This is a genomic window from Pseudoalteromonas sp. TP27 (assembly GCF_056470645.1).
In genome coordinates this window covers 70,902-96,952 of record NZ_JARDAK010000013.1, presented here as the reverse complement: position 1 = coordinate 96,952, position 26,051 = coordinate 70,902, and the positions used below count along the sequence as shown (strand labels likewise).

Below are 26,051 nucleotides of genomic sequence, written 5' to 3'. Positions count from 1 at the left end.
AGGCTTATCAATCCTTGGAGCCACTGAAAATTTTGTTTTATTTTCAAGGGTTAATCTCACTTTAAAATTCAAAAGTTAAGTTCAATGTTTTTTCTACGGGCAAATTATTTATTCTCAAAAAAAATTTATCTTTAAAGTACTGTGAAGGTTTATCGAGTTGTTTTTACCTTATCCAAACCGATTTTATGTTTGTGTTTAACGTGACGTTGTTATGTTCAAGTAAAACACCCAAAGCGTAATTAATATTTAGCGTTACTCCCAAAAGCTTAAATTTAAAATTTCACACCTAGCCCCAGCAAGGTTAATGCTTTTCAAAAGGCAGTCGCTATGATTGCAGATATCGCAAAAATAGAGAAGGTTAAACTGGTCTGACCTCTTGGTATCTTCTTTGAATCTGGTTTTAAAATTCAACAAAGTGCCAATAAAATTAATCCTGGGTTCATATATGCTTCATTATTTTTGTGTTTTTTTAAGAAAAAAGAGGGGGTGTTCTCGCTTATTAGGTTAAGGTTAATGGAGGCTTAAATTTTTTTACAAACAAGATGGAGTGATATATGAAACACAAGCCAGAGGGGTGGGTTGTTTTAACGTTTCAAACTATAGATAGCAAACCCTGCTATGTGTTGTTTTGTTCATGGAAAAATGATGATGAATGGAGAGTAAGCTCAGGTTCAATGGTTCTACCTCACTTATCACCCTGTGGGAATTATTGGATTTGGCCTCAAATATCAGGCTCTGTTTATGAGCTTCCCGTTGATGAAGAAAATGGCTATACCTTTTACACCGGCGCTGTATTAGATGAATTATTAGTAAAAGGGTATCGCGATGGCACTCAGCTAAAACGCATTGCACTTAAAGATATTATGGAAGATAAATAAGGCGATTAACGCCTTGTAATCTATCTATTATATTTTACTTTTGGGGGTCGTGAGCTCTACATAATGGAAGATATTTAGGGGCTTTGGTAGGCAAAGATGAGAATCTGTATTATGTAAATGTTGCTAGTTTTATATTAAAAGCTAATAAATGAATACATTAAAAGCTAATAAATGAATACAGTAAAAGCTAATAAATGAATACAGTAAAAGCTAATAAATGAATAGAGTATAGGTATAACTAATGCGCACTCCTTTAGTAATCCAGCCTAATAAAATTTGGCTAATATCCAATGAGGTTCTGCTTGCGTTGCCGAAGGAGTTGATATTCTGGCTTCATTAATCTTTAATAAGCACAAATATTACTTCACAAAGGATTACTTATGAGAAAAGAACTCGATATTTATAAATTGCACAAACCAGATAGAACATACGATATAATTGACCTAGATATCGTATCGATGGCAGACCAAATTGCCGAAGAAAATAACCTCAGTTATAAAGAAGCAGTAATATTAGCCAAGATTGGCTTTCCAAGCGGCAAAACTAGAATAACGGATATAGTCAAAAACGGATTTAGCTGCAAAGTTGAAAAAGAAGCTTTATAGCAAGCCTACGACGTAAACTTATTTTCGAATTACCTTGTTTTGAACCATAAAGCGTATATTGCCCTAGGGAACTATCTGCAAGTTTACGGGGAATTTATACCGCTTAGGTGTGATAAAGAGCTAATTTTATTTAATCCACTCGTTTTCGAAGAAGAAGACGAATTTCTTACTGAAAAGGCTTACCTGAATGGTATTGAGGATGGCCTCAAATCCTTATCATTTAAATCAGACAAACATCTTGTTTTCAAATCATGCATTCAAGGCGGGACAGCACTTTATTGCAATGCTGAGTTTAAATCTCTGATTAATGAAAATAACTTAAGCGGACTTTCTTTTAATAGTGATTTAGTTAGCATTTTTGCTTAACAAGATAAGCGCGGAATGAATTCATTTAATAAGACCTAACCAAAACTGTCAGATTTGAACAAATAGAGTCAACCAAATCGAACAGACGCATTTGTGCCATGAGCTGCCTTTCCGATTTAACTCATTTCTGCCCCAAGACGAGTTAACGTAAATGCTCTAAGGGCAGCTTTTAGTGAAAACCAGTCATTGTAGTTCGAGCAATTTTACTTCGTATTGATATACTAATGTCATGATTAAAGTTGATTTTATGGTTGGACGATGAAAACAATAGGCAAGTTGGCTAAAGAACTTGATATAGGCGTAGAAACTATACGGTTTTATGAGCGGGAAGGCTTGATAAAACAGCCTCAAAAACCTCAAAATGGTTATCGTGTCTATGACGACTCAATCACCAAACAATTACAATTCATCTGTAAGGCCAAAGCACTTGGCTTTACTCTAAAAGAAGTGGCTTCATTGATGTCAATGGATGGCGATTGTGCCAAAGTAGAATCCCTAGGCTTGCTGAAATTGAACGTAATTCAAAATAAGATAGCTGACCTTCAACGCTTAGAAGTCGTCATAAAAGAAATGACTAATTCATGCCGCAACAATAACGATCAATCCCACTGCCCAATAATCGATTCGCTAAAATAGTATTGACTCCGTACCTACCTACGGAGTTCATACTCAAATCATTCAAATAATGTTAGACGTTAAAAATGATTAATAAGATTTTAGATAAAGTTAGCTCAGGTGGTGTTTGGCTTGCGGCTCTTAGTTGTACGGGGTGCTTCCCCGCACTCGGCTCGTTAGCATCAGCATTAGGATTAGGCTTTCTCTCTCACTTTGAGGGAATTGCTGTAAATACCTTGTTACCTATATTTGCAACTCTGGCATTGTTGGTAAATTTGTATAACTGGTATAAAAACCAAAATCATGCGAGAGGTATTCTTGGGGTTATTGGCCCTATAGCGGTTTTGTTAACCCTCTATCCACTATGGCAATACGAATGGAGCACTTATTTGTTTTATGTAGGTATTTGTTTGATGATTGTAATGTCCGTATTAGACATTGTTAAACCTTTGAAGGAGCAAACATGCAAAGTATAGAGTTAAATTCTACCATTACTTGCCCTGAGTGTGGCTTCAGTAAAACTGAAGAAATGCCAACCAACGCTTGCCAGTGGTATTATGAATGTGAATCTTGCAAAGTTCTCCTAAAGCCTTTGAAAGGCGATTGTTGCGTATATTGCTCTTATGGAACAGTGAAATGCCCGCCAATTCAAGAAGGTCAAAGTTGTTGCGATAGCTAAATGACAGTCTATTAATGGCAATGAGAAGGCATAAAAAGAAATAGTGAAATGTCAGCAATCGTATCATTGCAGCCTTTATCACTAAGTCACTCAAGGGCTGCTTTTGGCACAGAGCCGTCCTTCAGCTCTAACTCATTTTTGTCCAAAAACGAGTTTACCCGACCCTCCGCTTTTCGCTCAAATAAGACCCCGAAAAATGGCTCATATAGCTATCTAGGCCAACGCTTTCAAAAACAGAAGTATATTTCCGATAACTACCTTTGAATTCCTATAAACGGAAGTTTGCTTCCGAAATATAGCAATATTGGGTTAGAAACCGGAAGTTTACTTCCGTTTTGTACTTTAAGTTTATAAACCGGTGTTTAATGAAAGCTGGGAAGTCTAGAGGTACAAGCAAACATTGGGTTATTAAATTTAATAATTAGCTTTTAGCTAAATTTAGAAAAACTTTAAAGCTGGTAGTTTGATTATTTGAACTGACCTCTATATTTCCACCGTTTGCTTGCGCTAGAGCTTTAACTATTGCAAGCCCTAAACCAGCTCCATCGCTGTGTCGTTGGCGCGATTTATCGGGTCGATAAAAGCGGTCAAATAAATAAGGTAAATGCTCAGAAGGTATTCTCTCCCCAGTATTAATCACTGAAATACATATTTTATCAGCGGTAAATATTTCACTATTTACTGTGATTGATGAGCCTTTTGGGGCATACCTTATTGCATTGGATAGGAGGTTTGATAATAATTGGCGAAAGTGTAATTTGTCACAATAAAAACAAAGGTTTTGACCTTTTTTATTAAATGCAATCAATGAGTCTTCAGCCAAAGCGTCAAAATACTCAAATAACACTTCAATTTCATCATGGCTTTTTAGAGTGTTTTGAACTGGTTTAATTAGCCCGTTTTGAGTTTTGGCGAGCCAAAGCATATCACTAACCATTTTCGTTAATCGCTCGAGTTCTTCTAAGTTAGAAAATAATAATTCTTGATACTCTTCCAACTGCCTTTTTTTAGATAATCCAACCTGTGTTTGAGTAATTATATTCGTTAGTGGAGTTCGTAGTTCATGAGCAATATCACTAGAAAAATTTGATAAGCGAATAAATTCACCCTGGAGCCTGTCGAGCATTGAGTTAAACGACTGCACCATATTAACAAGCTCAATAGGCACTTTATTTTCATCGAGCCTTACATCCATTTTATTAGTTTGGATATCGTGTATTTTCTGACTTAAACCTCGTAAAGGGTTTAATCCTTGATGTACAGCAAACCAAGCCACCAATGAAATGAGTACCGCTGAGCCAAACATAATGGCCCAAAGGCTTTGTTGAAATTGATTGAGAAAGTGTAAATGAAAGCTCATGTCTATCGCTGTAGTAATTTTGTATTGCTGTTGCTCAGTACTTAAATTACTCACCAGAGCTCGGTAGGTGTGGGTATCATTTTGCCATGAGGTAATGTTGTTACGGTTAAAGCCAGTTGAAGCCTTAGCACTCATTACAAAATCACTAAAATCTCGTTCAGAGCTTTGAAAAATGAGATCTCCTTTTGCGGTATTTACCTGATAGTAAACACCGTGATGACCCGCTACAGCGTTAGATAATTCATTTTTAAATTTCAGGTTTGATTTATAGTGTTGTCTTAAAACTAATTCAATAGATTGATTAATAACATGCAGTTCACTACTATCTTGCTGGAAAAAATGATGTTTTATCGAACTATTTATTAAGGTGGCAACTAAAGTTAAGCACGCAATAACGGTTACAGCCACAAACAACACAACACGCATCGTAAGTGATAAAGGCCGTGACTTAATAGCCATCAGTTTCAACCTCTAATTTATAGCCCATACCGCGAACTGTATGAATTAATTTAATAGTAAAGTCATCATCAACTTTTGCTCTTAGCCTACGAATGGCAACATCAATCACATTGGTGTCGCTATCAAAATTCATATCCCATACTTGAGAAGCAATTAACGAACGTGGCAGTACTTCACCTTCGCGCCGTAACAATAGTTCAAGTAAGCTAAACTCTTTATTACTCAATAAAATACGCTTGCCTGCACGTTGTATTTTTCGCTTTGGAATATCCATTTCTAAATCAGCAACGATCAGTATATCGTCAACTGTTTGTACTGCACCACGGCGAATAAGAGTGCGTACTCTTGCTAAAACTTCAGCAAAAGCAAAAGGCTTTATTAAATAGTCATCAGCACCAAGTTCGAGCCCCTTTACTCTATCGTCTATGCTATCGCGAGCAGATAAAAATAGTACTGGGGTTTTGTTATCTGCTTCACGTAGCGACTGTAAAATTTTCCAACCGGATACGTCAGGTAACATGACATCAAGTATTATTACATCAAATAATTCGGTCATTGCTAGGTGATGACCGTCAAGACCATTGCGCGCCAAAGAAACCTGAAAACCAGCTTCACTTAGTCCCTGTTTTAAATAATCTCCCGTTTTTGCTTCATCTTCAACAACTAATAAGCGCATACAATTCCTTCATTAAAGTCCTAACAACTACCTCTGCAAATATTATGCAGTATCTGTCACTACAGCAACATGACACCAAGATTACAACTTTGTAATGTTCGCGTCATGTTGAAGACAGGTCTATTTTCTATACTCAATACATATTCTGCTATGAAGGAGTAAGGAAATGGGGTTTAAAAAGTCATCACAACAGGTTAGCACACCACGAAGACGATTTGTTCAAGGCTTAATTGCAGGAGGTGTACTTGCTGCTTTTCCGAGTGTATTACATGCTGCATCATCTTTAGTAGCAGGAACAATAACAGGCACTGTGCCCGAACTTAGCGGCGAAGTAATTGATCTGGTTATAGATGAATCGCCGGTTAACTTTACTGGCGTAGTACGTATGGCGACAACTATCAATGGATCTATACCCGCTCCTACCTTGCGCCTCAAAGAAGGCGATGACGTTACTATTAGAGTAACAAATAAGTTATCAGTACCGAGTTCAATTCATTGGCATGGCATTATTTTACCGTATCAAATGGATGGCGTACCAGGTATCAGCTTTAAAGGCATTATGCCGGGCGAAACCTTTGTTTATAAATTTAAACTGCAACAAAGCGGTACATATTGGTATCACTCACATAGTGGCTTTCAAGAAATGACAGGCATGTACGGTGCATTAATTATTGAACCGCGAGAAAACGATATTATTAGTGCAGATAACGAGCATGTTATTCAATTATCTGATTGGACTGATGATGACCCAATGGCGCTGTTCCGTAAATTAAAAGTACAGAGTGATGTATTTAATTTCAATCAACCCACTGTCCCAGAGTTTTTCGATGACGTTTCAAGCAGCAGTATTTCAAATGCTCTACAGCGCCGAAAAATGTGGAATCAGATGCGAATGAATCCTACAGATTTAGCTGATTTATCTGCATCAGCAATGACTTTTTTAATGAACGGTAGTACTCCAATGGCAAACTGGCGTGGATTATTTAAAGTCGGTGAAAAGCTTAGGTTAAGGTTTATTAATGGCTCTAGTAATAGCTTTTTTGACGTGCGTATCCCCGAGTTAAAACTAACGGTTGTACAAGCAGATGGGCAAAACGTTGAACCAGTGACAGTTGATGAATTTAGATTCGGCCCTGGTGAAACCTACGACGTAATTGTTGAGCCTAAAAATGATGCCTATACGATTTTTGCTCAAAGTATGGATCGCTCTGGTTACGCAAAAGGAACTTTATCAAGCTCGCCTAATATTGATGCGCCAGTACCTGCACTTGACCCTGTTGAATGGTTAACGATGACCGATATGATGGGCAATATGACCCACGGCGGTGAGCACTCTGCAATGGCTGGTATGGCAGGCATGTCAGGTATGAACTCTAAAGAAATGGATCATAGCGCTATGGGCCACGGTGCAATGGCGATGGATCATAGCAAACATGGTATGTCTGAAAACCCATTAGCGGTTGCCAGCTCTAAAGTGCGTCATGCAAAAACGGAGTATGGAGCTTCAGTTGATATGCGCGTTGATATGCCTAGAACAAATCTTGATGATCCTGGTATTGGTTTACGTAAAAATGGTCGTCGTGTTTTAACACTTGCAGATTTACACTCACTTGAAGGGATCACTAACCAGCAAGAGCCAGAAGCTGAAATTGAGCTGCATTTAACCGGAAACATGGAGCGTTATAGCTGGTCATTTGATGGCTTAGAATTTGGTAAAAGCACGCCAGTGCATATGAAGCATAACCAACGTTTAAGAGTTATTTTACAAAACGATACCATGATGACGCACCCTATGCATTTGCATGGTATGTGGAGTGATTTAGAAAACGAGCAAGGTGATGTGCAAGTGCGACGTCATACGATACCTGTTCAACCCGCACAAAGAATCAGCTTTTTAACCACCCCTCACGATGTAGGTCGCTGGGCTTGGCATTGCCATTTATTATTCCATATGGATGCCGGTATGTTTAGAGAGGTAGTCGTATCATGAAACAATTAAAACTATCTAAATCATTAGGTTTATTAATGTTAACAGGGGCTTCATTAATTAGTTTCCCTTTATTAGCGCAAAGTGAAATGGCACAAATGAATAGCGCTAAGATGCAACCACAAGGAGGAAGTGCACCTAAAGATGCAAGAGACCCCCATGCTTACTCTGCGGGAACAACTTTAACAGAAGGCCCATATGCGCTTGAGGGCAATGAGCGATTAACACTCGCTGATGAGCATCCATTTTACGCATTACTAGGCGATCGTCTTGAATATAACGAGCAAGCAAACGCAGGTGTATTTGACTTACAAGCATGGTACGGCACTACCTTTGATCGATTGGTAATTAAAACCGAGGGTGATTTCAGCGAAGGAAGTATTGAAGAAAACCAAACCGATATTTTATGGGGTCACGCCGTATCAGCATATTGGGATACTCAAGCAGGTGTTCGTCTTGATTACAATAAAGAAGGTGAAAATCGGCAATGGTTGGCTTTTGGCTTACAAGGTTTAGCCCCTTATTGGTTTGAACTTGATATGACAGCATACGTAGGTGAGCGAGGCAATACCGCATTTACGTTAGAGGCAGAGTACGAACTATTACTCACGCAAAAGCTAATTATACAACCGCGAGCCGAAATTACACTTTATGGCAAAAACGATAAACAAAACGAACTTGGAAGTGGCCTATCAAGCAGCGCGATTGGCTTTAGGGTTCGTTATGAATTTACACGCCAGTTTGCGCCCTATATTGGCGTTGAATGGAGCAATAAATTTGGCAATACCGCCGACTATGCCACATCAAGTGGACAAAGTAGCAACAACACCGCATTTGTTACGGGTATTAAATTTTGGTTTTAATCATTTTAAATAAGAGGTAATTATGAAGTTTTTTAATTCTGCAGTAGCTATTTTAGGTTTAGTACTTACATTTTCCGCATCAGCGCATATATCACTCAAGCAATCAACACCTGCGCAAGAAGCCATGTTAATGAAAAGCCCAGAGCAACTTTCGTTAACTTTTGGTGGTGAAGTAAGGCTAGCAAAAGTCATCATCAAAGATGAAAAAAATAAATCAATAAACTTTGATTTCAAACCAAGCTCTACCCCAAGCACAGACTTTAGTTGGTCATTGCCGAGCTTAGTCCAAGGCACTTACACGGTTAAATGGACAGCACTGGGTGGTGATGGACATAAAATGACCGACACGTTTAGATTTATGGTACACAAAAGTGAATCGCATAAGATGATGCAAGAACAATCTAATACCCACAGCAAACATAATCATTAAGTAGCAACATAATGCAATTAAGTGAATGGTCAGTACTCTTACTATTATTAAAACTAGCAAGCTATATCGCAATTTCAGGGCTTGCGGGCACTTTATTAATGCGCTTTATGTGTGGCAACAGCAATGTTGCAGGGCATCACTTAATTAGCTTTTATCAGTTCTTAAAACGTTGGCAAATTACGTGTGTAGTTACAGGTAGTATTGCTGCACTTTTACAAGTACCAATAGAAGCTGGAGCAATGGCTGAATCAGGCTTTATGGGAATGTTTGACCCCTTTATGCTTGAAATTGTTTGGCAATCAGTCATAGGTGACCAAGCAACGTTTAGAATACCAGCGCTTATTATTGCTCTAATTAGCGCATGTATGTGGAGTGTGGAATCAGATGATAACGTAGCAGGTTATAAAAACGTTGCCGTTATACTAATCATGCTTGGGTTTATCGCTTATAGCTTCACTTTTACTGGGCACAGTGCAAATGAAAATGGGTTAGTGAAAAGTATTTTAACCTTTCACCTTATTGCCATTGCGAGCTGGTTAGGGTCATTGTGGCCGCTTTACAAAAGCTGCACTTTACTACCTACCAGTGAAGTAAAGCGGTTAATGCATTACTTTGGTCAACTCGCTATTGTTATTGTATTTGTACTACTTATTTCGGGCTTAACTCTGCTCCTGCAGTACCTAGAGTCATTTTCTGCATTGTTTACATCAAATTATGGGCAACTAATTTTATTAAAGCTGTTACTCGTCAGCGCGATGCTGTTACTAGGTGCATGGCATAAGCTTTTTTTAGTCCCGCAAATCACTCAACAACACCATATAAGTATATTAAAACGCTCGATCACTGTTGAAATATTAATTGCCCTATTTGTACTTATTACAACAAGTGTATTTACAACACTTGTTGGTCCGCCTATTTAACGATTAATAAAAAAGGAAAATGTATGTTAATTAAATCCTCTAATTTAAAAATTTTATTGCTACTAATTTTTAGCGCTGTTAGTTCTTTTGCTGTGAACGCACACACCCATGAAGAGCACACAAAAAAAGGCTGGGTCTTTGTTAATGTTGATAGCGAAGCTGCAAAGGCAGTTAGCTTATTTCATGCATCCCTAAAACAAGGCGATGCCAAAGGTGCCCGTAAATTACTGGCCGACGATGTCGTCATTTTTGAAGGCGGAATTGTTGAGCGTTCTGCAGATGTATACGCGAACCATCATATGATAGCGGATATGAAATTCTTAAGTGCAGTTGATAGTGAACTGCTAGAGCATCAAGTTCACACAAATGGAGACATAGCTTACTCAATTTCAAGAAGTAAAACTCAAGGAAAGTATAAAGGGAAAGATATTAAGTCTACGGGAATGGAATCAATCACATTAAAAAACACCGATAAAGGTTGGAAAATCACTCATATTCACTGGTCTAATTAAGGAGTTAACAATGCGAGTAATCTACATTACCTCAGCGTTTTTTTTATCATTAACTATGTCATTTTCGGCAATGAGTATCGAAAAACAGCATAAAACATCAATAATCTATGAAAATTCAGAAAAACCTGAAATTGAGCTTACCGTTTATAAAAGTAAAAATTGTGGATGTTGTAATAAGTGGATTGCTCATTTGAGTGAAAACAATATTCAAACAAAAGCAATTAACGTTAATGACATGGGGTCGATTAAATCTCAGTATCAAATAAAACCTAATATGCGCTCATGCCATACAGCCGTGTCAGCCGATGGATTTGTATTTGAAGGTCATGTTCCCGTTAAACATATAAAACAGTTTTTATCTGGGCAACACGCTCCGCACATTACAGGCTTAAGTGTACCAGCCATGCCTATTGGCACTCCCGGAATGGAAATGGAGGGTATATTTCACAAATATAATATTGAACTACTCACTGACAACTCAAATGAAGAAACCTACAGGTACATAAGTAAATCCAGCGAGCAATTTTAGCCTAACGGCATAATTTTTGATTTAATTGTTAAATACCCATTTTACACAACAGGAAACACTGATTTGTGAGCTTGATAGTGTAAAAATTACTCACATGTAAAAACAAAATACAAAACTTTTAAGGAGCAATACAATGTCACACTATTCAAAATTTTTTTTAATGATAGCAACATCCACAATAACCATGTTTGTATTGATGTATTTGAACACCTACCAACTTAGTCATGTTTATTTTAGTGAAACTCGTACTTATATGGCGCTTTATATGGGAGCCACGATGGCAGTGATAATGCTACTTTTCATGCTCAATATGTATAAAGATAAAAAGAAAAATATAACAGTACTCATTGCTAGTGTTGCCGTATTTGCAGGAAGTTTATTTTTAGTTCGCTCACAAGTGACTGTTGATGATAGCTCATGGATGTCGGCGATGATCCCACATCATTCAATTGCCATACTCACCAGTGACAGGGCAAAAATCAAAGATAAACGCGTTCAAAAGCTTGCTACAAATATAATTGAAGCCCAAGAGCGAGAAATAAAAGAAATGCAATGGCTCCTAAAAGATATAGAGCAAAACGGCATTGCACAAACCAATGCTCAAGCACAATTAAGAGCTGTTCCAGATTTCAATTCAAATAAATAAATAAACCGCATAACATAAGGAGTAAAGCATGAGTAAATCAGCCCAACTTTTTAGAATGGCAACAGATGAGCATATTTGTCCGTTTGGTTTAAAATCAAAAGACCTACTAGAGCGAGAGGGATATACAGTTGATGATCAGCTTTTAACTTCTCGAGAGCAAACAGATGAATTTAAAAAACAACACAGTGTAGAAACTACACCTCAAGCATTTATTGATAATAAACGTATAGGTGGCTACGACGATTTACGTGATTACTTTAATAAGCCACAAGCAGCCCAAGAAGGTACAACTTACACGCCCGTGATTGCGATTTTTTCGGTTAGTTTTTTGCTTAGTGTGGCATTTAGTTTTGCATCGGATAATAGCTTATTATCAATGCAAACCGCTGAACTGTTTGTAGCCCTAACAATGGCAGTGTTAGCAATACAAAAGCTTCAAGACTTATTTAGCTTTACTAATTCATTTATAACCTATGACTTAGTCGCTATGAAAGTAGTCAGGTACGCTTATGTTTACCCATTTTTAGAAGCATTTGTTGGCATTGGAATGATAGCCGGGTTACCAGCCTATATTATTGCCCCTATTTCATTATTCATAGGTGGGGTTGGTGCTGTTTCAGTGATAAAAGCAGTCTATATAGATAAACGAGAGTTAAAATGTGCGTGTGTAGGCGGTGACAGTAACGTACCACTAGGGTTTATCTCCCTAACAGAAAACCTGTTTATGATCGCTGCCGGTATTTGGATGTTTGTTAAGTAAACAACAGCTTTAATTTAAAAACATGATGATGTACTAGTGTGATTACCAAGGGATTATGTCGCTCTAATTACCGAGCGACTTTGTCGTAAATAGCATATCAGCTGTACTAGCTCATATCAGATCTTACAGTTTAAGTGAATAAGTTTAGACTTCATCAGGCAGACTGCTATGAGCGAGAAGCAGACGTCCATACAAACTCGTTTTTGGACATAAATACGTTAGAGTATCTAATCAGTAACGTCCTTTGTTGAAGCGTTTGTTAGGATTCTCTTCGACTAGGGTGAACTTTTTCTTTCAATATAGTAGTCAATTGCGCAAGGTTTAACGGCTCATAAGACAAAGTTTGTCTTATTGGTTCAAATGCACTTAACATTCTTTTATGACCGTCAATTGAAGGGCAATGACTATTGAAGCTCCGACCACTAAACTCTTGAAATCTTTCCAATTCGTTAACTAGAAACATTGCTGTTCCCATATACTCAGTTTCATTATTACCATCAAAACCAATGAATTTGGGGTCTTTACCAAAATAAGGAACGTCAGATTCTAGTTTGGCTTTTTCTTCTTCGTTCAGCTTGCTATAGGCGTGTTCTATAAAGCTCCACATATCTAAAATATCAACAACCTCTTTAACAATTTCAGGATCGTCCGACTCTTCAAATGGAATGCCACTGTATTTCCATTTTACGCCCCATAGTTGATCACTGAAAATAGCTGATTTAATAAAATCTGGTTCTATTTCACCTTTAACATCTAATTTTTCATAAAGCTCGCTAAGCATTAAAACAATTAATTTTTCGCCGTCTGATAATTTCATAGTTTTTCCTTTACTTTTTCCTTAAGCCCGTTCTTTTTTTTCATCGGAAAGCTGTTTAACAAAGGGCATAAAGTTTTGAATTTTGTAGTAGATACTTTTGCCATAATTTTTTTTGTCTTCAAAATTAATTGCTTCAGACAATGATTCAATGTCATCTTTTAAATCATTACAAAGTTCTTTTGCTTTGTTCTCAAAAAAATCAGTGAAATGACCGCTTTGTTCAAAAATGAAACTAGCATACACCTCAACTTCTTTTGCAATATCAGCGCAGTTAACTCCCTTGAGAAGTTTGGCATTACATGAAGGACCGACTTTTGACACAACAGATAAAACACGCTTTGTTTCGGAGTGAACTTGCGATACTTCAACCATTTTTCTACGGCTTATAAGTTCATCACGAAGCTTTTCTGCTTTACTGGCTGCGTTTACCGATTTCTTAGCTTCGACAAATGCCCATACAGCACCACCTATTGAAGCGATAGATCCGATTATTGAAATGACACTTTCCATGCTCAAAATTTGACACCTTTCTCCGTGAAGCCTAACGGCGTATTACCGAAAATTCCCGTTAACACTCAATGTGTCAATTTCCAGAATTATCAAAATACGATTTTTATTAATTTAATTATTAATAACTTACACATAGCCTAAAGGAATTACAATTTTTTTAGACTCTCCTATAACCGAGAATTTACTTATTCGAGAATGGGTAAAAGTACATTACGAAAACACGCATAAAAAATAGCTTTGAAATTAACAACTTAAATTTTATGAAAATTTTAACGAGAAGCTAATTATATTACATAACAAGAATTGATTATTTATTCATTCATTAATACTTTGAATACCTGCTTCGCTCAAAGCTGTCCTTAGAGTATTTACGTTAACTCGTCTTGGGGCAAAAACGAGTTGGACTGCCGAGCTTTCATTAGATACCTACTTATAATCTTAAAGTACAAAACGGAAGTAAACTTCCGGTTTCTAACCCAATATTGCTATATTTCGGAAGCAAACTTCCGTTTATAGGGATTCAAAGGTAGTTATCGGAAATATACTTCTGTTTTTTGAAAGCGTTAACCTAGATAGCTATATGAGCCATTTTTTGGGTCTTATTTGAGCGAAAAGCAGACATTGACCGTTAATCGTTTCAACGACGGCAATTAGCCATACGTTGCATGTTTGCTCCCTTACTGGTTTTACGATATCCAAAACCGACATAACGACCATTAAGCAAATACCAAAGTAAAATAGGTATGTGCTCCAATCATATAGCCAAAGAGGATAAAGCGTTAATAGCACTGCTACAGGCCCTAGAATGCTGAAGACAGCTCTGGTATGGTTTTTATTTTTGTGCCAGTTGTATAAGTTTACCAATAGTTCCAAAGATGCAAAAATAGGTAAAAGCGTATTTACAGCTATTCCTTCGAAGTGAGAGAAGAAGCCTAGTCCTAATGCCGATGCAAGTGACCTTAATGCAGGGAGGCAGGCCGTGCCGCTAGCCAAACGCCACTAGAGCCTACTCTGTCTAATATTTTATTTATCATTTGAAAGTCTATTGGTTGATATTACCATCATTCTAAACTCCGTATACAAGTACGGAGTCAATCATTTTAATGAGTCAATTATGGGGCAATGTGTTGGATCTTCGTTTTGCATACAGGTATTTGTCATACCCACAATTACTTTCTCTAAACGTTGAAGGTCATTAATTTTGTCTCGAATGATTGCTAACTTTTGTCGGTTTAATAGCTCAACTTGAGCGCAGTTGCTGTCCATAGACATTAGCGATTTTATTTCTCTTAACGTAAAGCCGAGCGCTTTGGCTTTTGTGATAAACCTAAGTTGTCCTGCTATTGATTCGTCATATTGTCTATAACCAGATATTGGTTTTTCAGGTTGTGTAATCAGTCCTTCTCGTTCATAAAAACGAATGGTTTCTACATTTAAATTTAATGATTGTGCTAATTTGCCAATGGTTTTCATTATTGCCTTTGTGAATACTACTAATCTAAAGTTATATTTAGTTCAACTATCTAATGACTTGATAATGCCACAGACTTCAATTGTACCGTCAGACCCGCAAGAGCTTGCCATTAGTTTTAACTCTTTTTTGAGTGCATTCAATTCCTTCATTCGTTGATTAACTAAAGTTAGTTGCCGATCAATTAATGCATTTACACTAGAGCAACTCTCCTCTGGCTTGTTTTTTAATTCAATGAGTCGCTTAATATCATTAAGCGGAATATCTAAACTTCGACAATGCTTTACGAACTCTAGCTCTTTAAATGCCTTATTAGAATACAACCTGAAATTCCCTTCAGTGCGATCAGGATCTGACAGCAAGCCCTCCTTTTCATAATATCGGATGGTTTGTACTGAATACCCCGATGTTTTCGATAACTCACCAATTTTCATAAAATTTCCAAATAAACTTGACCCTATAGTCACTATAGGATTTATAGTTAGAGCATACAAGTTAATCGGAGATGAAAATGAGCGATTGTGGGTGTGAAGTTGAGCTAAAAGATAACCAGCAAAAAACGGTGCTTTATTGGCTTCTGGCTATCAATGCCTCGATGTTTGTTTTTGAAATTGGCTTTGGTTGGTTATCAGAATCAACGGCTTTAATTGCAGATTCGTTAGACATGCTAGCGGATGCAATCGTCTATGCAATTGCACTATACGCGGTGGGAAAGTCAATCCAACATAAGGCTAATGCTGCTTTAGTGAGTGGCTATTTCCAACTGGGGTTAGGCGTGCTAATTCTAATGGATATTGCTAGAAGGCTGTATGGTGAAAGTGAGCCTCACTCTTGGTTTATGATTGGCGTAGGCATGGTTGCTTTAGTTGCAAATGTGATTTGTCTCATCCTTATTCGAAAGCACAACAACGATGAAGTACATATGAGAGCTAGCTGGATATTTTCAGCGAATGATGTAATTGCAAATCTTGGTGTCGTTATCGCAGGCATACTCGTTATGGTGCTGAAACAGCGTTGGCCTGATATCGTCATTGGTAGCATCATTTCAATGTTAATTCTTCGAGGCGCTTACCGAATACTAAGCGATGCTAAACAAGAATTAGCTGTTGCTGAGAAAACACGTTAAACACCAAATGAAGATAAACAATCAACCTTTGGTTGTTCAAAGTAAGGAAACATCAATGAATAGCAAATATCTAGAAAAAACCAAGATAGTAAATTTTGAACACTCTACAATTCAATCATTAATTTCTGAGCGTAATTGGCAAGAACTCGATGACTTCAACAAAATTGGTGCAGCCTACCAATTTGTTAAAGATGAAATATTATTTGGTTACAATGAGAGTGATGATATTTCAGCAAGCAGTGTTTTAGCCGATGGTTACGGACAATGCAATACCAAGGGTAACTTGCTGATGGCTTTGTTACGAGGATTAGGTATTCAATGTCGTTTTCACGGCTTTACTATTGAGCAGCGATTACAAAAAGGAGCTATTCCAACTTATGTATTTTGGTTAGCACCTAAATATATCATTCATAGTTGGATTGAAGTTTATTTCAAGGATCGTTGGATAAACTTAGAAGGCTTTATATTAGATGAACAATATTTAAGTTCACTACAGCACAAATTTAGTCAAATAAAAAACGAATTTTGTGGTTATGGTGTTGCAACAAAGTGTTTCTCTTCGCCAGATACAGATTGGCGTGGTCAAGATACCTATATACAAAAAGAAGGTATTCATGATGATTTTGGTGTTTATAATTCCCCTGATGAGTTTTATCTCGAAAAAGGAACTAACTTATCAGGAATCAAACGTTGGATGTATCAACGAGTGATCCGTCACTTTATCAATTTTAACGTAGTCAATGTAAGAAATTTAAAAGTTCTTGAGGTGGAAAATGCACAATCATAGCCATAGCCATTCGCATGGAAAAGACGACCGTATAGGTTGGACATTTTTCCTTAATGTTTCATTTACTATTATCGAATTTATTGGTGGTTGGCTAACCAACAGTACCGCTATTATGGCTGATGCTGTACATGACCTGGGTGACAGTTTATCTATAGGATTCGCTTGGATACTGAGTCGTTTCTCGGATAAAGAAGCATCCGATAGATTTAGCTATGGCTATCGTCGTCTTACCCTGTTTGGCGCATTAATTAACAGTATTGTATTAGTTATTGGTTCTGTCTGGGTGCTATTTGAAGCAATACCAAGATTATCTAATCCTGAAATGCCAATGGCTGAAGGAATGTTGGGTCTTGCATTACTTGGGGTTGCTGTTAATGGGTATGCAGTATTTAAACTAAAAGCGGGTAAAACGCTGAACGAAAAAGTACTTACGTGGCATTTGCTTGAAGACGTACTTGGCTGGGTTGCAGTCCTAATTGTTTCTATCGTGCTGCTTTTTGTAGATCTACCAATATTAGATCCTTTGCTTTCTATAGGCTTTACACTGTTTATATTGTTTAACGTTTTGAAAAACCTGAAAACAACATTGGCACTATTTCTTCAAGCTACACCTGATGAAGAAGTGCAGAATAATATTGAAAAAGCGATAAAGGCTATACCTGAAATTAATGGGATTCATCATATGCACTTTTGGTCATTAGACGGGGAAAGTCACGTATTAACTGCTCACCTAGAGTTAGCCCATAACTTTGAGGTTGATAAATTAATTAGGCTAAAACAACAAGTGGCTAAGGAACTTTCTTCTTATAATTTATCTCATACAACCATTGAGTTTGAGTTTCCTCAAGAAACTTGCCGTGACGAGCATGAAAAACATGCGCATGGCTAGTTTAGAAAACCTTTTTTTGATATTATAATTTTTCATATTTAAGTAGGTGTTTATTTTGAAATTCAATGTTGCGTTAAAAATACTATTAGTCGTTTCGATTGTTTTGCAATCGTTAACTGCTGTTGTATCCGCAACACCTGAGAATCACCAAATAGATATAGAGCACCTTCAAATTCAACATGATCATGCAGATGATCGAAATGTCTCAAATGATAATGTAGGTGATGAGCAGCATAATGAAAAAGATTGTCATCACTGCGGACATTGCAGTGGCAGCCACTTATCTTGGATTTTAGTCAGTAATTCAAATACCACGGGCAAACTAAACATTATCAATAAAACGCCTTATCAAATTGATCAAACAAGTACCTTTCTTGAAGCGATACTTCGTCCGCCTATTTCTTAATTAGATTAATTTTTAATGACCTATTTATCCTTTAATAATGGATAAAGGTTTCGTGTTTATTAATTTTAAAATTAAGAATTTTTATGTATATATATTTAAAAAATGCAGGTTTAGTCCTGTCTTTATGTATGGCTGTGAGTTTTTCAGTTGCCACTTATGCCAAACAGAAAAGTATTTCATGGCTAGATAGTCAAATAAATAAAGATCCCGAAGTTGTTGCGGCTAAAGAGTTACTTAATGCAAGTAATCATAGAGCCAAGAGCTTAACTAAAGCCGTATATAACCCAGAGCTTGAAGCAAGCTATGAAAAAGAGGGTGATTTTGATAATTATTCTATTGGTATCAGTCAAACGATTGATTTTTGGGATAAGCAATCAGCAAATAAAAGCATTGGTGAAATTGGTGTTTATGCAAACCAGCAACAATTGTTATCTCTACTCGATTCTAAAAAGGCTAACGCTTTAACTGCAATAGTTAATTGGCAAGCAGCAAAAAAGGTGGCTCAGTTACTTTCAGTAAGAGAAAATCAATTACAAACGCTCGTTGGAATTATTGAAGATAAGCGAAAAGCAGGACTTTTAGAGCCACTTGACGCTGAACTGGTTTATTTAAACTTGTCCCAAGTTTTCAGTGAAATATCTGAGTCGCAAATTGCTTTGAAAAATGCAGAGGTAAATGTTCAGGAGTTATTGCCTGATTGGACGCCTAATACTACCAATTTGTTTTCATTTACTTTTGGAGCAACAAACTATTCATTTAACTCTCAGTGGGTTGAGGAACATCCAAAAGTTAAACTCGCTAGAGCGCAATGGAAGATAAAACAATCTAAAGCTCAACTAACCACTATGGAATCTAAAGCCAATCCAACCATTGGAGTTAACGCAGGGAAAAGTGGAGATGAAGACTTGATTGGCGTGACTTTCTCAATGCCTTTAAATATCAGAAATAACTATTCAGATACTGTTAAAGCCGCTTATTCAGAAGCAATTGCAGCAGAGGCTAACTTTCGGTCGGTTTATCGAAAGCAGTCATTTGAAGCAAAAGCTAATTATGAATCGCTTATTGTCAGTAAAAAATATTATGAGCAATGGCAAAAACTGACAAAAGGCAGATTAGATAGCAGCGAAAACTTATTAAATAAGCGCTGGGAAGCTGGTGACATTAATACTTCTGACTACTTACTTGCATTAAATCAACGTGCGGAAGGGCTTCATGCAGGAATACGTTTGGAAAATCAATTCAAGCTTGCAGAAATATCCTTCATTTTAAGTATGGGTCAGTTATCCAAATTTGAGATTTGAGCGCTTTGTTTTTTCAGTAGCGAAAAACGAAATCTTAAATTTATTAAAAATATAGGTTACAAAAATGAATACAGTAATTAGTAAAAAATTTTTAGCCGTAGTAATTAGCTGCCTGTTAGTTGGGTTTACTACAAATCATGATGCTTTTGCACAGTCGTCAGATGGAACTGGTTCTGTCACAAACGTTTCGAAACAAGAAGAAAAAGAACATCAAGATGAGCATGAACACGAAAAGGGACATGAAGAAGATAAAGGTGACCATGACGAGCACGGCCATGAAGGTGGTAATAAAGAGGGAGAAGAAGGACATGAAGAAGGTATCACTATTGATCCAAAGAAGATGTCGCTTGCTAACATTAAAGTGGAAAGTGTTAAGCCTGAATATCAATTTAGCTCCGTATATGCACCTGGCGAAATAAAAGCTAATGGCTATAAAAGTTATGTGGTATCACCACGTACAGAGTCAGTCATTATCAGTCGCCATGCAGCGCTTGGCGAGTATGTAGAAATAGGTCAGAAGTTAGTTACATTATTTAGTGAAGCAATGGCACAAGCACAAGCTGACTATTTAATCGCTTCAACCGAATGGCAACGTGTAAAAAAGCTGGGTAATAAGACGGTGAGTGAAAGTCGATTATTACAAGCTGAAACAACATACAATGCGAGCTATGGCAAGCTCATTGCTTTAGGGTTAACTGAAAAAGCAATAAATGGTATTTCTAACAAAGACATTAAAGCATTTGGACAATATGCATTAACGGCGCACCGTGAAGGTGTCGTGCTTCAAGACGACTTTATCCAAGGGCAACGTGTTGATGCTGGGGATTCAGTCATGTTGTTAGCTGATGAAAAACAACTATGGGTTGAAGCAAAAGTTTCTCCAAATAAAAAGCTAAATTTATCAATTGATTCTCCTGCGGTACTTAAATTAGAAGGCCAGAGTTACAATGCCAAAGTTATCCAAGAAGCCCATACAATTGATCCCGTAACTCGTACAAGAATTATTAGATTGGGGGTACAGAATGCTGATGATAACCTTCATTCAGGTATGTTTGTAAAAGTTTACTTTCAGTTTGCCACAAAGCAGAAAGTGATGGCTGTGCCAGAAGAAGCATTGATCCGCAGCGCAGATGGTGATTGGACCGTATTTGTCGAAGACCACCCTGGAGAATTTAAAGCTGTAGAAGTAGAACTAGGCCGAGCCTTAGGTGATTTTAGGGAAATCATTGGCCTTGATAGTGGGACGCGAATTGTAACCAAAGGCGCATTTTTTGTTGCTTCTGAAATCGCTAAAGGCGGATTTGATCCGCATAACCACTAAGGAGCAAGACTATGTTTAATAAAATAATAGATTGGTCTGTTAATAATAGACTCCTGATTTTGATTGCGCTGTTTGCCACAATTGTCGGCGCAATTATGGTTATACCAAAACTAAATTTAGATGCCTTTCCTGATGTTACTAATGTTCAAGTTGCTGTAAATACTGAAGCGCCAGGACTAGCTGCTGAAGAAGTTGAACAACTCATTACGTACCCCATTGAAGCGGTCATGTATGCCTTACCTGATGTAGAACAAGTGCGCTCAATTTCTAAAACAGGCTTGTCTGGCGTCACGGTTGTTTTCAAAGAAGGCACCGACATTTACTTTGCAAGACAACTTGTATTTGAGCGTCTTCAAGCCGCAAAAGAACTGATACCAGAAGGTGTCGGCACACCCGAAATGGGGCCAAACACCTCAGGGCTAGGCCAAGTATTTCAGTACCTTCTTATTTCAGATAAAGATGCAGGCTATGATGCTATGGCACTCAGGAGTCTCAATGATTGGGTAGTAAAATTACTCGTTATGCCTGTCGATGGTGTTACTGATGTACTCTCCTTTGGAGGTATTGTTAGGCAGTACCAAGTAAATGTAGATCCATCTAAGCTTCTTTCTTATAACCTAACGCAAGAAGACGTTGTTGGTGCCCTAGATAACAACAATGCCAATGTTGGCGGATGGTATATGAACCGTGGGCAAGAGCAGCTTGTTATTAGAGGTGCAGGTTGGTTTGAAAGTGGTGACGCTGGTATTAGTAATATCAAACAAGTTCCCGTCAAAACAGTTGATGGGACAGTTGTGACGGTTTCGGATATTGCTAAAGTTGAAATGGGCAGTGAAATTCGTCAAGGTGCTGTCACAATGACGCGCAAAACCGAAGACGGTAAAGTCGAAAATTTAGGTGAAGTTGTCTCTGGCATTGTCTTAAAACGCATGGGGTCTAATACTAAAGCCACCATTGATGGTATCAATGCAAGAATCCCATTGATTAATCAAGCATTGCCTAAAGGTGTTCGCTTTGAACCATTTTATGATCAGGCTGATTTGATTGAAAAAGCCGTTGATACAGTAGTTGATGCACTATTACTAGCATTTATTTTCATCTGTATTGTATTAGCACTATTTTTAATGAATATACGTGCAACCTTCCTTGTCCTAATATCTATTCCAATTTCAATTGGTATCGCGTTAATGATCATGGCTTGGTGGGGCATTTCTGCAAACCTTATGTCATTGGGTGGCATTGCCGTAGCCATTGGTATGCTAGTTGATGGTTCAGTCGTGATGGTTGAAAACATGTTTAAGCATTTAAATAGACCAGACTCTACCCATTTAAAAACTGTAAAAGAAAGAGTGCCTAGTGCTGATACTGATCCACATGATGTAGAACAAGATGAGCATGGTATTAAGTTACGTCTTCAAAATGCGGGTAAAGAAGTGGCTCGTCCCGTATTTTTTGCAGCTTCTATTATTTTAGTCGTATTTACGCCTTTATTTAGCTTTGAAGGTGTTGAGGCAAAGTTATTTCAACCTATGGCAATAAGCATCATTTTAGCTGTTATATCTGCTATTGTGGTTGCGTTGTTTGTTGTACCCGCTTTAGCTACTTATTTATTTAAGTCAGGTGTAAAAGAGAGGGAAAGCTTTGTTCTTAGGCCATTAGACAAACTCTACAGAAAAGGGCTTACATTCGCACTAAAACGCACCAAATTAGTCATTTCAGCCGCACTTATATTAGTTTTCTCTGCCTTTGCATTAGTTCCATTAATTGGTACTGAATTTGTACCTGAGTTAGAAGAAGGGACGATAAACTTAAGAGCAACGCTTGCACCTTCTTCCAGTTTAGATACCGCGCTCACTGTGGCACCAATTCTAGAAGAAAAACTAATGGCTTTCCCTGAAGTAACCTATGCATTAAGCCGAATTGGTCGAGCAGAAATAGGTGGAGACCCAGAGCCTGTGAATAACATCGAAATTTACATAGGGTTGAAGCCTGTTTCTGAGTGGACCAGTGCATCTAATCGATATGAACTTCAAGGAAAAATGGAGAGATCTTTAGAAGAATTCCCTGGGTTGCTACTCAACTTTTCTCAACCTATTGCGACTCGTGTCGATGAGCTACTATCTGGTGTTAAGGCTCAGTTGGCGATAAAGTTGTTTGGGCCTGAACTTGAGGTACTGGCGGCTAAAGGTCAAGAAATAGAAACAGCAATTAAAAACATTGAAGGTGCAAGGGATGTTGCATTGGAGCAAATTGCTGGTGAAGCGCAATTGGTGATAAGTCCTAACAGGCAAGAACTATCACGCTTTGGATTGTCTGTGAGTGACATAATGGAGGTTGTGCGTGATGGTATTGGTGGTGTTGAAGCCGGACAAATAATCAATGGTAATGAACGTTATGATATTTACGTTCGCATAGAGGAAGAGTACCGAAGTAACAAAGAAGCTATTGCTGATATTCGGCTTCAATCACCTACTGGTGCTTGGGTGCGGCTGGGTGACGTAGCCTCAGTCTCATTTGAGTCAGGCCCACCACAAGTTAGACGCGATGATGTACAACGAAGAGTCGTTATCCAAGCAAATGTACAAAATCGAGATATGGGAAGCGTGGTTGCCGATATCAGAACGGTAATTGCTGAAAAGGTTGACTTACCTTCAGGTTATTCTGTTTCGATTGGCGGCCAGTTCGAAAGTCAAAAACGTGCTCAAAATAGGTTAGCTATAGTTGTACCTTTATCGTTAGCACTAATCGCACTACTACTTTACTTTGCCTTTGGTTCTGTTGGTCAAGCTATGCTGATATTGGTCAACGTGCCGCTTGCTGTAATTGGCGGAGTTTTCTCCTTATATTTATCTGGACAATACTTGTCTGTACCAAGCTCCGTTGGCTTTATTACCTTATTTGGTGTAGCGGTATTGAATGGGGTCGTTATGGTAGAAAGTATCAACCAACGTATTAAAGACGGTCTAGAAGCATCTAAAGCCGTTTTTGAAGGCGCTACTTCAAGATTAAGACCTGTACTTATGACTGCTATAACATCAGCTTTAGGTTTGATACCGATGTTAATGTCTAATGGTGTTGGTGCAGAAATACAGCGCCCATTAGCGAGTGTTATTGTTGGCGGCTTGGTAACTGCAACACTGTTAACATTATTTGTTTTACCTGTTTTATATCGCTGGTTTTCAGAGAAAAAAATAAAAGAGCTATCCAGATAAAATTACTGTGAACTCTAACCCCACGCTAAAGTCACGTTTAGCGTGGGGTTATTGAGTAGATGAACGAAAAGAAAGATTAGATTTAACAATAAACTAATAGTCATGACTGCTTTGTCGGAATATTTGTCGTTAAACAGGCCAAAGCTAACTTCCGCTTTCGTATCTTTGCAGTCTTAATCTCTATGTGTCTCAAGGTCGGATTATGGCACAGAGCAGACCGCCGGTAATTATTGAGTGATGCAATCCACGGCTATAACTGCCCATGAATACAAGTTCTTTATGTAATGAAAAATAAAGATGCGCTGTTGCTACTCCGCAAAGTATCGGCCTAAATAAACTCTACCTCGAAGTAAACCGATTAGCTTTCGTATAACAGATAGGCAAATTATCAATTCAAATCACTTACTGTAATAGATGTTTTCAAGCGATTTCTCGTTGTTTAAGAAATTTACCTAATAAAAAACATAATTATTTTTAGAGTGTAATTTAGTTAATAAATCTCAATTTAAGTGCCATATTTCAATATAAATCAACAAGTTCTCAACGCGCCGTGAATTCTCGATTTAAGTGGCACTGATCACTCCATTTTAAAATTGTATAGTAAAGACAACACTTATATGATAATAATTATCATTTAAGTATTGACTTGCATTTAGAACTAACTGATAATCGTTCGCATAAACACAGTGTAACGACCTCAGTGCCTATGGAAGAAAATTCAGCAAGGATGCTGACACATTAAAAGAAGAGCGTGCCGCTTCGTGTTATTACTTACTCGACCCAAGTTATAACATCAAATATCACATTTACTTGCTACATTGCTCATATTAGTGACGGTTAATATGACCCCAAAAAGCCCTAACGGGCTTTTTTTATTTCTTTAATTTTTCTATAAAATCTGTATCTTACACTTCTAATTGATGTGCTTGCCTTCTACACTCGCTATCTTAAACAGCATCGCCTTGCGTTTATACTAAAGCAGGCGTAAAACATAATAGTAGGCACTCTTAAGCACTTATTTGTCGTTAATTATCAGTATTAAACGCTTGAAACACGCGAATAGTGCAAAAAATTAATAAATTAGCATCTAATTAATACCTATCGTAACTATTACTAATTGGAGACATTGTTATGTCACAGTTTAATTTTAAAGCACTCGTTCTTGCTGGCGCTTTACTTGCCAGCCCTTTTGCTCATGCCACATTAGAAGATGGCATAAGAGCAGCTAACGAAGGTGAATTTGCAGTCGCCCTAAAAGAATTTGAATACCTTGCCGATAAAGGCTTTGCACCAGGGATTTACGAACTAGCCAAATTGTATGAAGGTGGATACGGTGTAACACGTGATTACTATAAAGCGGCTGCACTTTATCAGCAAGGCGTAAAAAAGAACCACCCGGATTCTATGTTTGCTTTAGCGGTTTTATATGACGAAGGTAAAGGCGTTAAGCTTGATCACCAAATGGCCGTTACCTTATTTGAAAAAGCTGCAAATAAAAACCTACCTGCAGCTCAGTTTAATTTAGGCGTTATGTACTCTAATGGCGTGGGCGTTACACGTGATTACGAAGCTGCACGTAACTGGTACGAAAAAGCGGCGGCTAATAACTACTCTTTAGCACAATTTAACCTGGCACTTATGTATTTTGAAGGCCTAGGTATGCCAAAAGATTTAGAAAAGTCATACATTTGGAACACGATTGCTGAGTACAACGGCAACATGGAAGCGAGCCACAGCCGCAAACTTGATGAGCGTAAAATGCTACCTAAAGAAATTGAAGAGGCTAAAGAGAAAGCCGATGCCATTTATGCAAAAATTCAAGTAGGCACGTATGCCGGTGAAGGTCGCTTATTTTAAGTTCAAGAGTTTAGTTTAAAACTAATCTAAAAAAGGCTGAATTACATAACGTAATTCAGCCTTTTTAAT

The 26,051-nt window shown here is 37.6% G+C and carries 29 protein-coding genes; 22 read left to right on the top strand and 7 right to left on the bottom strand.

Features of this window, described 5'->3' with window-relative positions; translation table 11 throughout:
- The first annotated feature begins 554 nt into the window (after positions 1 to 554).
- The 6 genes from PX700_RS15085 to PX700_RS15060 all read left to right on the top strand — a co-directional run bounded on the left by PX700_RS15085 (position 555) and on the right by PX700_RS15060 (position 3,143).
- Positions 555 to 878: a hypothetical protein gene (locus PX700_RS15085; RefSeq protein ID WP_069438783.1), complete on the top strand. Its 324-nt coding sequence runs from the start codon at positions 555 to 557 to the stop codon at positions 876 to 878.
- 380 nt (positions 879 to 1,258) lie between these two features.
- On the top strand, positions 1,259 to 1,483 hold the full coding sequence (locus tag PX700_RS15080) for a hypothetical protein (RefSeq protein WP_069438784.1): 225 nt from the start codon (positions 1,259 to 1,261) through the stop codon (positions 1,481 to 1,483).
- Positions 1,484 to 1,522: 39 nt separating this feature from the next.
- Entirely contained in the window at positions 1,523 to 1,849 is a 327-nt protein-coding gene (locus PX700_RS15075; protein ID WP_055011433.1) for a hypothetical protein, read from the top strand.
- Between the two features lie 258 nt (positions 1,850 to 2,107).
- A complete protein-coding gene (locus PX700_RS15070; protein WP_010557530.1) occupies positions 2,108 to 2,485 on the top strand; it encodes a MerR family transcriptional regulator in 378 nt (125 codons plus the stop codon).
- Between the two features lie 65 nt (positions 2,486 to 2,550).
- Positions 2,551 to 2,940 (top strand): organomercurial transporter MerC, encoded by a 390-nt coding sequence (gene merC / locus PX700_RS15065; RefSeq protein WP_024601094.1) that lies wholly within the window; start codon positions 2,551 to 2,553, stop codon positions 2,938 to 2,940.
- Positions 2,928 to 3,143: a GDCCVxC domain-containing (seleno)protein gene (locus PX700_RS15060; protein WP_076916053.1), complete on the top strand. Its 216-nt coding sequence runs from the start codon at positions 2,928 to 2,930 to the stop codon at positions 3,141 to 3,143. Before merC ends, PX700_RS15060 begins: the two co-directional genes overlap by 13 nt.
- Before the next feature lie 421 nt (positions 3,144 to 3,564).
- On the opposite strand, the gene PX700_RS15055 is transcribed toward PX700_RS15060, so the two are convergent.
- The gene (locus PX700_RS15055) at positions 3,565 to 4,962 is read right to left on the bottom strand and encodes a heavy metal sensor histidine kinase (protein WP_479521123.1); all 1,398 of its coding nucleotides are present in this window, start codon (positions 4,960 to 4,962) and stop codon (positions 3,565 to 3,567) included.
- Positions 4,952 to 5,638, bottom strand: a complete 687-nt coding sequence (locus PX700_RS15050) for a heavy metal response regulator transcription factor (RefSeq protein WP_010388408.1) — start codon at positions 5,636 to 5,638, stop codon at positions 4,952 to 4,954. The genes PX700_RS15055 and PX700_RS15050 overlap by 11 nt, the downstream gene beginning before the upstream one ends.
- Before the next feature lie 166 nt (positions 5,639 to 5,804).
- On the opposite strand from PX700_RS15050, the gene PX700_RS15045 reads away from it, so the two are divergent.
- From PX700_RS15045 to PX700_RS15010, 8 genes are all read left to right on the top strand, one after another.
- Positions 5,805 to 7,628 carry a copper resistance system multicopper oxidase gene (locus PX700_RS15045; protein WP_010388409.1) on the top strand — a complete coding sequence of 608 codons (1,824 nt, stop codon included), beginning with the start codon at positions 5,805 to 5,807 and terminating at the stop codon, positions 7,626 to 7,628.
- Positions 7,625 to 8,488 carry a copper resistance protein B gene (locus PX700_RS15040; protein ID WP_002963237.1) on the top strand — a complete coding sequence of 288 codons (864 nt, stop codon included), beginning with the start codon at positions 7,625 to 7,627 and terminating at the stop codon, positions 8,486 to 8,488. Before PX700_RS15045 ends, PX700_RS15040 begins: the two co-directional genes overlap by 4 nt.
- Positions 8,489 to 8,510: 22 nt before the next feature.
- Positions 8,511 to 8,918 carry a copper resistance CopC family protein gene (locus tag PX700_RS15035; RefSeq protein WP_010558009.1) on the top strand — a complete coding sequence of 136 codons (408 nt, stop codon included), beginning with the start codon at positions 8,511 to 8,513 and terminating at the stop codon, positions 8,916 to 8,918.
- Between the two features lie 11 nt (positions 8,919 to 8,929).
- Positions 8,930 to 9,838, top strand: a complete 909-nt coding sequence (locus tag PX700_RS15030) for a copper resistance D family protein (RefSeq protein ID WP_010388414.1) — start codon at positions 8,930 to 8,932, stop codon at positions 9,836 to 9,838.
- A 23-nt stretch (positions 9,839 to 9,861) separates the two neighbouring features.
- Positions 9,862 to 10,350, top strand: coding sequence for a YybH family protein (locus tag PX700_RS15025; protein WP_002963057.1), 489 nt, complete (start codon positions 9,862 to 9,864; stop codon positions 10,348 to 10,350).
- A gap of 10 nt (positions 10,351 to 10,360) precedes the next feature.
- Entirely contained in the window at positions 10,361 to 10,879 is a 519-nt protein-coding gene (locus PX700_RS15020; RefSeq protein WP_002963058.1) for a DUF411 domain-containing protein, read from the top strand.
- A gap of 133 nt (positions 10,880 to 11,012) precedes the next feature.
- Entirely contained in the window at positions 11,013 to 11,525 is a 513-nt protein-coding gene (locus PX700_RS15015) for a DUF305 domain-containing protein (RefSeq protein ID WP_010388415.1), read from the top strand.
- Positions 11,526 to 11,553: 28 nt separating this feature from the next.
- Positions 11,554 to 12,285 carry a MauE/DoxX family redox-associated membrane protein gene (locus PX700_RS15010; RefSeq protein WP_375278819.1) on the top strand — a complete coding sequence of 244 codons (732 nt, stop codon included), beginning with the start codon at positions 11,554 to 11,556 and terminating at the stop codon, positions 12,283 to 12,285.
- Positions 12,286 to 12,544: 259 nt separating this feature from the next.
- Here the strand turns inward: PX700_RS15010 and PX700_RS15005 are convergent, their stop codons facing one another.
- From PX700_RS15005 to PX700_RS14985, 5 genes are all read right to left on the bottom strand, one after another.
- Entirely contained in the window at positions 12,545 to 13,102 is a 558-nt protein-coding gene (locus tag PX700_RS15005; RefSeq protein WP_055011429.1) for a YfbU family protein, read from the bottom strand.
- A gap of 21 nt (positions 13,103 to 13,123) precedes the next feature.
- Positions 13,124 to 13,618, bottom strand: coding sequence for a hypothetical protein (locus tag PX700_RS15000; RefSeq protein WP_152965225.1), 495 nt, complete (start codon positions 13,616 to 13,618; stop codon positions 13,124 to 13,126).
- A gap of 570 nt (positions 13,619 to 14,188) precedes the next feature.
- Positions 14,189 to 14,605, bottom strand: a complete 417-nt coding sequence (locus tag PX700_RS14995) for a MerC family mercury resistance protein (protein WP_235575552.1) — start codon at positions 14,603 to 14,605, stop codon at positions 14,189 to 14,191.
- Positions 14,606 to 14,707: 102 nt separating this feature from the next.
- Complete coding sequence (locus PX700_RS14990; protein WP_004588890.1) at positions 14,708 to 15,085, bottom strand: MerR family transcriptional regulator; 378 nt, start codon at positions 15,083 to 15,085, stop codon at positions 14,708 to 14,710.
- A 42-nt stretch (positions 15,086 to 15,127) separates the two neighbouring features.
- Entirely contained in the window at positions 15,128 to 15,517 is a 390-nt protein-coding gene (locus PX700_RS14985; protein WP_004588889.1) for a Cd(II)/Pb(II)-responsive transcriptional regulator, read from the bottom strand.
- Between the two features lie 77 nt (positions 15,518 to 15,594).
- Here PX700_RS14985 and PX700_RS14980 point away from each other — a divergent pair, with 77 nt between their 5' ends.
- The 8 genes from PX700_RS14980 to PX700_RS14945 all read left to right on the top strand — a co-directional run bounded on the left by PX700_RS14980 (position 15,595) and on the right by PX700_RS14945 (position 25,982).
- Complete coding sequence (locus tag PX700_RS14980) at positions 15,595 to 16,209, top strand: cation efflux transmembrane domain-containing protein (RefSeq protein WP_004588888.1); 615 nt, start codon at positions 15,595 to 15,597, stop codon at positions 16,207 to 16,209.
- 55 nt (positions 16,210 to 16,264) lie between these two features.
- On the top strand, positions 16,265 to 16,996 hold the full coding sequence (locus PX700_RS14975) for a transglutaminase-like domain-containing protein (RefSeq protein WP_004588887.1): 732 nt from the start codon (positions 16,265 to 16,267) through the stop codon (positions 16,994 to 16,996).
- Entirely contained in the window at positions 16,983 to 17,885 is a 903-nt protein-coding gene (locus tag PX700_RS14970) for a cation diffusion facilitator family transporter (RefSeq protein ID WP_004588886.1), read from the top strand. Before PX700_RS14975 ends, PX700_RS14970 begins: the two co-directional genes overlap by 14 nt.
- Positions 17,886 to 17,940: 55 nt before the next feature.
- Positions 17,941 to 18,291, top strand: a complete 351-nt coding sequence (locus tag PX700_RS14965; protein ID WP_004588885.1) for a hypothetical protein — start codon at positions 17,941 to 17,943, stop codon at positions 18,289 to 18,291.
- Positions 18,292 to 18,374: 83 nt separating this feature from the next.
- On the top strand, positions 18,375 to 19,592 hold the full coding sequence (locus tag PX700_RS14960) for a TolC family protein (RefSeq protein WP_008468875.1): 1,218 nt from the start codon (positions 18,375 to 18,377) through the stop codon (positions 19,590 to 19,592).
- A 64-nt stretch (positions 19,593 to 19,656) separates the two neighbouring features.
- Positions 19,657 to 20,913, top strand: coding sequence for an efflux RND transporter periplasmic adaptor subunit (locus PX700_RS14955; RefSeq protein WP_002962258.1), 1,257 nt, complete (start codon positions 19,657 to 19,659; stop codon positions 20,911 to 20,913).
- A gap of 11 nt (positions 20,914 to 20,924) precedes the next feature.
- Complete coding sequence (locus PX700_RS14950) at positions 20,925 to 24,125, top strand: efflux RND transporter permease subunit (RefSeq protein ID WP_004588883.1); 3,201 nt, start codon at positions 20,925 to 20,927, stop codon at positions 24,123 to 24,125.
- 1,131 nt (positions 24,126 to 25,256) lie between these two features.
- Positions 25,257 to 25,982, top strand: coding sequence for a tetratricopeptide repeat protein (locus PX700_RS14945; protein ID WP_479521122.1), 726 nt, complete (start codon positions 25,257 to 25,259; stop codon positions 25,980 to 25,982).
- Positions 25,983 to 26,051 lie beyond the last annotated feature (69 nt).